The organism is Arthrobacter sp. A2-55 (assembly GCF_025548615.1).
Classification (GTDB): domain Bacteria; phylum Actinomycetota; class Actinomycetes; order Actinomycetales; family Micrococcaceae; genus Specibacter; species Specibacter silviterrae.
The window spans coordinates 1-7,294 of sequence record NZ_JAJLOZ010000114.1; the positions used below are offsets into that span (position 1 = coordinate 1).

Below are 7,294 nucleotides of genomic sequence, written 5' to 3' on the forward strand. Positions count from 1 at the left end.
GGGGCGGGGGTGTGTCGCCGCCCTGCGTGCCCGTGGGGGTCGGCTCTGCCGGTGTGAAGTCGTTCTTGTTGTTGTCCGTGTCGGCGAACCCGGTGCGGTTCAGCGACTTTGACACGCTGCCGGTGGGTCCTGCGGCACCTTCAAAGGTGTTGGACGTGCCGTAGCCGAACAAATCCACCACGCCGGGCTCATCCACCACTGATCCGGTGGGCAGGGCCTGGAATTTGGCGGACTGGTTGGACAGGACAATGGTGCCGGTGCTGGCGGCGAAGGCCAAGGAACTGGATTCGACGTCGGCCGCCGGCAAGTCCCTGCCAGCGGGGGTTGCGCCCCCATTGGCCGCCCCCTTGACCAGGTAGTAGCCCTTGGCGGGGATGGTGCCGGACAGGCCGTCAAGCGCCGCCGAAATGTTGATGGCACCGGTATTGGTGCCGGGACGGTACTGCAGGGACCAGCCCTTGAGGCTGATGTCCGCATCGGTGGGGTTGTACAGCTCCACGAAACGGTTCTTGTACGTTGCCCCCGTGCTGCCGCCGTTGAGGTAGGCCTCGTTGATGATCACGTGGGAGGCTGCCGTGACGCCGGCCGGAAGGGCACCTGTGGGCGCAAGCGCCGCCGTCGTGGTTGGGCCCGCCGTGGCGGGACCCTGTTCGGCCTGCGCTGGCGACAACGCCAGCGGGGCCGCGGCGAGTCCAAGGGCCACGATGGCCCCCATTCCCGCCTTCATAAGGGTGTTGGTCTTCATGTTTCCAACTCTCGGATGTGGTTGCACAGTTGTGCTGAGGGTGATGATGAAAGGTGTTTTTGTACTGCATTTAGAGAGAAACCCAAAGCAAAAAGGGCCGGGTCCAGCCAGCCCTGCAGGATCGTCTTTGAGCCTCACACATAAAAGTGAATCATCCATGAACGGGAGGGGGCGGTCAAGCAAACGCTTTCCGGATGCGTGGACGTGAATGAATGTGGCCTGTAACGAGCAAAAAGGACGCGGCCCCGTCACCGGGGCCGCGTCCTTTTGCCTGTGCGGAAGGTGCGAGATTCGAACTCGCGGTACGGGGTTACCGCACACTGGTTTTCAAGACCAGCTCCATCGGCCGCTCGGACAACCTTCCTTACCCTAGTAGTGTTTCATAAGCAGGGCGGTGCCACCAAAGCGGCCACAGCTGCCCGTGCCAGCCAGTGGAATTGCCCGTGGAAAAGTCAAGTGGAGAGTGTCATGAAGGCCATTGTTGCCCCGCAGCCGGGCGGTCCGGACGTTTTGACCCTGGCGGAGGTCCCCGCACCCGTGCCGGGACCGGGCGAGGTCCTGATCGACGTGGTCGCGGCGGGCATCAACCGTGCAGACGTCCAGCAGCGCAGAGGTTTTTACCCGCCTCCCGCCGGGGCCTCCACCATTTTGGGCCTGGAGGTCTCGGGCCGCATTGCCGGCTTTGGCCCCAATGTTACGCGGCCGTTTTCCCTGGGGGACAAGGTGGTGGCCCTGCTTAGCGGCGGCGGCTATGCGGAGCAGGTGGCGGTTCCGGCCGGCCAGGTGCTGCCCCTGCCCGGCGGCGTGGATGTGGTCACGGCGGCGTCGTTGCCCGAAGTGGCCGCCACTGTCTATTCCAACCTCTTCATGACCGCGCAGCTGCAGCCAGGGGAGACGGTGCTGATCCACGGCGGCACGGGCGGCATTGGCGTCATGGCGGTCCAGCTGGCCAAGGCGGCCGGCGCGCGCGTGATCGCCACGGCTGGCAGCGACGAAAAGGCGGCCATGCTCACCGGCTACCTGGGCGCGGACCTGGCCATCAACTACCGCTCCCAAGACTTTGTGGAACTGGTCCGCGAGCACACCGCCGGCCTGGGCGCGAACGTGATCCTCGACGTGGTCGGCGCCAAGTACCTTGCCCAGAATGTGCAGGCCCTGGCCCTTTACGGCCGCCTGGTGGTGATCGGCCTGCAGGGAGGCACGACGGCGGAGCTCGACCTGGGTGCCCTGCTCGCCAAGCGCGCTGCCGTCATTGGCACCACCCTGCGGGCCCGGCCCGCAGAGGAAAAGGCGACCATCATGGACGGGGTGCGCGGGCACGTGTGGCCGCTGTTGGCGTCGGGGGCCGTCAAAACCCTGGTGGACAAGACATTCCCGCTGTCCCAGGCCGCTGCCGCGCACGAATACTTCGACTCCGGCGCCCACGTGGGCAAAGTCCTGCTGACGCTGTAGCCCGGCCTGTCCCGGTGGTCGAGCAGCGAGCCCTGCGAGCGCGTCGAGGCCCGGGGTCCGCACCCGGTGATCGGGCAGCGAGCCCTGCGAGCGCGTCGAGGCTAAAGATTTCGACAAGCTCAATCACCGGTGGTCGAGCAGCGAGCCCTGCGAGCGCGTCGAGGCCCGGGCCCCTCCGAGTGCGGGGCCAAGCCGTCACAGCACCGAGAAGACCCCCGTGCCGGCGAGGGTCAGCCCCACAGTCGCGACACGAACGCTGATCAGGGACGGTTTGACCCCGGTTTCGGTGTGCACATGCCCGGATCCGGCCGAATTCAGGCCCTGCCCCAATCGGTGGTGCAGCACCTGCGGGCTGGTGGATTCGGTGGTGCAGCACCTGCGGGCTGGCCCGTCCATAGCCCACATCAGCTGCGCCATCGATTCTCCGCCAGCCCGCAACCCGCATCAGCTGCGCCATCGAATTGCCGCGCCCTCCCCGACGGCGGGACACCCCTTGCGCTTTGCATACCCGGTAGCTAGTGTTTGCCATACGCGGTATGCATACCGTTGTCGCGGCCGGCCATTGGGGGCGGCCGCGCCGATCTTGGGGAGATTCACATGTCAATCAGGCATTCACTGTTGGCCCTGCTGCAGGAGGGCCCGCGATACGGGTACCAGCTCCGCGGCGAGTTTGAGGAGCGGACGGGCTCCACCTGGCCGCTGAACATTGGCCAGGTCTACACCACGCTGGACCGGCTGGAGCGGGACGGCCTGGTCGAAAAGGAAGGGGACGACGGCGAGGGTCACGTGGTGTACACCATCACTGACGCCGGGCGCACCGAGGTGACGGACTGGTTCGCACAGCCCGTGGCCGCCACAAATCCGCCCCGCAACGAGCTTGCCATCAAACTGGCCTTGGCCCTGACCTTGGACGGCGTGGATGTTGCTGCCATCGTTCAGGCCCAACGCACCGCCTCGATGCGGCAGATGCAGGACTACACGCGCCAGCGCCGGGCGGCAGCGACCAGTGCTGACGCTGCTCCGGCAGCACAGGGCGGGCCGAAGGCCAACGACGCTGCCTGGCTGCTGGTCCTGGACTCGCTCATCTTCACCGCGGAGGCGGAGGTCCGGTGGCTGGACCATTGCGAGGGCTGGATGGCCCAGCGTGCCGTGCGCGCCGGGAAGCAACGGACAGCGGTGGCCGAACGCCAGACGGCCGAACACCAGGCGGCCGCAGCGGCCGGGACCCGGGCGGTGTCCAAATGAGCAGCGAGGTCCTGCAGCTCGACGGCGTGAGCCGCACCTATGGCGCGGGAGCCACGGCCGTCGCGGCGCTGCGCAACGTGAATTTGACCATCCATGCGGGGGAGTTTGTGGCCGTCATGGGCCCGTCCGGCTCCGGAAAGTCCTCGCTGCTGACACTGGCCGGCGGCCTGGACAAGGCCACGGGCGGCGAGGTGTTTGTGGAGGGCACGCCGCTGGGCGGGCTGAGCATCAACGAGCTTGCCCGGCTGCGGCGCCGGGCCGTGGGCTACGTGTTCCAGGACTTCAACCTGGTGCCGACCCTGACGGCGGCGGAGAACGTGGCACTGCCGCGCGAGCTGGATGGAATCCCGGCCAGGAAGGCCCGCAGGCAGGCGAATGACGCCCTGCGCCTGGTGGGCATCGAGGACCTGGCGGACAGGTTCATGGACCAGATGTCCGGCGGGCAGCAGCAGCGTGTGGCCATTGCCCGGGCCATCGTGGGCAATCGCCGGCTGATTTTGGCGGATGAGCCCACTGGCGCCCTGGACTCGGCCACGGGAGACGGCATCCTGGAGGTGCTGAGGGGTCGCGCGGAGGCGGGGGCCGCCGTCGTACTGGTCACGCATGAGGCCCGGCATGCCGGGTGGGCGGACAGGGTGGTGTTCCTCAAGGACGGGCGCATTGTGGACGAGGCCGCCTCGCAGCATGATCCGTCGGTGCTGCTGACCGGGCGGGCCCACTGAGATGGCCCTGGACCTCACCCCCGTGAAGGGGGGCCGCCGGCCGCGGCTGCGCCTGGCGCTGACCATGGCGTGGCGGGACATCCGCCGCCACAAGGGCCGGTCGGCGCTGATCATGGCGCTGATTGCGCTGCCCATATTTGGCCTGTCGGCAGCGGCCACGGCCGGGCAAAGCATGCTCGCCACGCCCCAGGAAACGGTGCTGCACGAACTGGGCCAGACCCAGGGCAGGCTCGCCCCGCTGGAGGCCATCAACGCCAAAAGCGTGCAGGCCGTGCGCGGCGACCTTGGATACCCGTCGGGGCAGGGGGAGCCGGACAAAAATTTCACGCCCGCCGCCCCGGCTGACGTGGTGCCGCCCGGCTACCGCGCGATTGCGAGCCAATACCTGCAGGCCACCAGTCCGGTTGGCCAGGCCCAGGTGCCGCTGCAGGCCGTTGTTACGGATGTCCTTGACCCTGCCTTTGCCGGGAAATACAGGCTTTTGGAGGGCACAGCGCCGTCAGGGGCGGGCCAGGCCGTGGGTTCGCCGGGCCTGTTCAGCCGCTTCGGCCTCCAGCCGGGCGGGACGCTGACGACGTCGGCCGGCACCTTTGAGCTGGTCGGCACCGTCCGCGACGCCGGGGTTGCGGACGGAAAAACCGTCCTCTACCTGAAGCGGGACCAGGTGCCCGCTTCCATGGCGGGGTCCCTGTCCCCGGCCGTTGTCTACCTTGCCGGCGGCAGGCCACTCGGGTGGAGCGACGCCCAGGCGTTCAACGCCAAGGGGGTGCAGCTCACCTCGCGCAGCTTGATCCTTGACCCGCCGTCGCTGGCGGAGCGGCCCGTGCAGCCGAATGACGCAGCGTCTGACGGCCGGCTTCAAAACGTCCTGAGCCTGGCCGTTCTCGGGTCCCTCGTAGGCGTGCTGGCGCTGCTGGAAGTGGGGCTGCTGGCCGGGGCTGCTTTTGCCGTGGGCGCCCGGAAACAACAGCGGGACCTGGCGCTGCTGGCAGCATCGGGGGCTGAGGCAGGCATGCTGCGTTCAGTGGTGACAGCCAGTGGGGTGTGGCTGGGGCTGGCGGGCGGCGCCATTGGGGCTGTCCTGGGAACAGCGGCGGCAACCATCGGGGTTTTGGCAGTCCGGGCCGCGGGGCAGACTATTTTTTCCGGCCTGCACGTCCAGTGGCTGGGCATCGTGGCGCTGGTGGCCGTGGGACTGGCGGCCGGCTGGCTCGCCGCGCTGGTCCCGGCCCGGGGCGTCTCCAAGCAGGCCACGCTGTCCGCGCTCAAGTCCGGACGGACCGCCGATGAGCCGTCCAAGTGGACGGTGCGCATTGGCTTTGGCCTGGCCATTCTGGCCGCGGCAGCCATGGCGGCCGGTGGCATCGTGGCCATTGCCAAGCGCGGGGACCTGCAAATGTATCGGTGGCAGCCGCTGTACCTCGGCTTGATCATTGCGGGCGCAGTCATGCTGGTTTTTGCCCTGATTTGCTTCACGGGGCGCATCGTGGACCTATTGACGGCCCGGACCGCCTGGCTTCCCATTGCGCTCCGGTTGGCAGCGCGGGATTCCGCACGGAACCGCGGCCGGACGGTTCCGGCGGTTGCCGCGGTGCTTGCCGCAGCCACGCTGTCCAGTGCGCTCATGGTGGGCACAGCGAGCGCCATGCAGCAGGTCAGCGATACGTACGGGTGGCAGGCCAACCTCAACCAGGTGGCCATTCCCCTGCAATATGAGGACTACGACGTTGGGCCGGCGAACAGCAATGGCGGGGCTGCGGCTGTGGGCCGGGGCAAAATGGTCACGGTCGACCCTTCCAAGGTCACGGCGGCACTGAAGTCCTCCATCGGCCCGGACGTGGCCACCAACGTGCTCCGTGGCGCCGTCTCGACAAATTCCTGCCCGTCCAGCAGCGTCGCGGAGAACGGCGACTACATCCAGGCGCCCTGCATTGGCTGGGTGCTGGCCGAACCGGCTGCGAACCGCTGCGAACTGGCCAAGGACGCCCAGCCCATTGACCTGGGCGACTGGCGCTGCACTGGGTCCATGAGCGCCACGAACTTCGGCACTTTCCTGCCGCCCATTGTGGTGGGAGGCGAAGAAGAACTGGCCGCACTCTTGGGGCACCAGCCCAGTGACGCAGCCCGGGCGGCACTGAAGTCTGGCGGGATCGTTGTCACCAACAAGATCTATGTGGACGATTCCGGCAAGGCCGCCGTCATCAGCGTCGACTACCACGCCGAGAGCAGCCAGAGCAACGGATTCTACGTCTCCGTCGACCCAGGATCACAGCCTGCCGGCCCAACGTACCTGCGCCCGGACTTCGTGCCGCTGGGCACCAAGACGCTGGCCGCCGTCGTCGACGCCCCGGACAAGCCGCTGCACTTTTACGGAGTGGTCTCCGCGGAAACGGCGAAGGCCATGGGCATGCCGGTTGACCCCAGGGCGCTGCTGATCACTGCCGCCGGGCCGTTGAGCCAGGCTGCCGGGGACAAGGTAGCCTCCTCGCTGGCCCCCTTCATGGGCCCGTTTGGAGGGTTCTCGCTGGAACAGGGGCCGCCGACCTTCGTCAACCTCATGCTGTGGCTGATCGTGGTGGGAGGCGCGCTGATCACCCTCAGCGCCGCCGGCATCACCGCTGGGCTGGCGCTCGCCGACGGACGCAATGACCATGCCACTTTGGCCGGCGTTGGGGCGGACACGCGGCTCAGGAAGGCCCTGGCCGGTTCGCAGATCCTCATGACGGCGCTGCTCGGCACCGTGCTGGGCGTTGTGGCGGGAGCCATTCCGGTGGTCGTGGTGCTGGCCCTGCAGCGTGGCTTCCCGACCGTGCTGCCGTGGCTGCAAATGGCGGCGCTGGTGGTCCTGGTGCCACTCTTCGGAGCAGCCGCGGCGTGGCTGCTGACAAAGGGCAAGCTGCCCATAACAAGGAGGCAGACCCTGGCCTGACCCCCCGTCCCTTCCGACGCTCGGTTGCAACCGGGCCACATTTCCCGGACGCTCGGTTGCAACCGGGCCACATTCCCCGGACGCTCGGTTGCAAACGGGCCACTTTTTCCCGACGCTCGGTTGCAACCGGGCTCCGCCGCCCCACTTGCAACCGAGGGTTGGCTGAGAGTGCCCCGTTTGCAACCGAGGGTCGGCCGAGAG

The 7,294-nt window shown here is 67.8% G+C and carries 6 protein-coding genes and 1 tRNA gene; 4 read left to right on the plus strand and 3 right to left on the minus strand.

All coding sequences use genetic code 11. The features are described 5' to 3' along the window. On the minus strand, nt 1-745 hold a 745-nt coding region (locus LPN03_RS20090; RefSeq protein WP_262455664.1), incomplete at its 3' end, for a lamin tail domain-containing protein. A 276-nt stretch (nt 746-1,021) separates the two neighbouring features. Continuing rightward, nucleotides 1,022-1,109: transfer RNA gene (locus tag LPN03_RS20095), tRNA-Ser, on the minus strand. Between the two features lie 104 nt (nt 1,110-1,213). Between LPN03_RS20095 and LPN03_RS20100 the strand changes: the two genes are divergently transcribed. Then, nucleotides 1,214-2,197: an NAD(P)H-quinone oxidoreductase gene (locus LPN03_RS20100; RefSeq protein WP_262455665.1), complete on the plus strand. Its 984-nt coding sequence runs from the start codon at nt 1,214-1,216 to the stop codon at nt 2,195-2,197. Between the two features lie 195 nt (nt 2,198-2,392). Here the strand turns inward: LPN03_RS20100 and LPN03_RS20105 are convergent, their stop codons facing one another. Continuing rightward, entirely contained in the window at nt 2,393-2,602 is a 210-nt protein-coding gene (locus LPN03_RS20105; RefSeq protein WP_262455666.1) for a hypothetical protein, read from the minus strand. A gap of 192 nt (nt 2,603-2,794) precedes the next feature. Between LPN03_RS20105 and LPN03_RS20110 the strand changes: the two genes are divergently transcribed. Genes LPN03_RS20110 through LPN03_RS20120 form a run of 3 tightly spaced genes read left to right on the plus strand, consistent with a single transcriptional unit; the run spans nt 2,795 to nt 7,093 of the window. Then, nucleotides 2,795-3,442, plus strand: coding sequence for a PadR family transcriptional regulator (locus LPN03_RS20110; RefSeq protein WP_262455667.1), 648 nt, complete (start codon nt 2,795-2,797; stop codon nt 3,440-3,442). Further along, nucleotides 3,439-4,164 carry an ABC transporter ATP-binding protein gene (locus tag LPN03_RS20115; RefSeq protein ID WP_262455668.1) on the plus strand — a complete coding sequence of 242 codons (726 nt, stop codon included), beginning with the start codon at nt 3,439-3,441 and terminating at the stop codon, nt 4,162-4,164. Before LPN03_RS20110 ends, LPN03_RS20115 begins: the two co-directional genes overlap by 4 nt. 1 nt (nt 4,165) lies before the next feature. Further along, on the plus strand, nt 4,166-7,093 hold the full coding sequence (locus tag LPN03_RS20120; protein ID WP_262455669.1) for an ABC transporter permease: 2,928 nt from the start codon (nt 4,166-4,168) through the stop codon (nt 7,091-7,093). Nucleotides 7,094-7,294 lie beyond the last annotated feature (201 nt).

Bases quoted from the DNA above. Each gene is read 5' to 3' on its own strand.
- LPN03_RS20105 (WP_262455666.1), bottom strand. From the start codon at position 2,602: ATGTGGGCTATGGACGGGCCAGCCCGCAGGTGCTGCACCACCGAATCC.
- LPN03_RS20100 (WP_262455665.1), top strand. From the start codon at position 1,214: ATGAAGGCCATTGTTGCCCCGCAGCCGGGCGGTCCGGACGTTTTGACC.
- LPN03_RS20110 (WP_262455667.1), top strand. From the start codon at position 2,795: ATGTCAATCAGGCATTCACTGTTGGCCCTGCTGCAGGAGGGCCCGCGA.
- LPN03_RS20115 (WP_262455668.1), top strand. From the start codon at position 3,439: ATGAGCAGCGAGGTCCTGCAGCTCGACGGCGTGAGCCGCACCTATGGC.
- LPN03_RS20120 (WP_262455669.1), top strand. From the start codon at position 4,166: ATGGCCCTGGACCTCACCCCCGTGAAGGGGGGCCGCCGGCCGCGGCTG.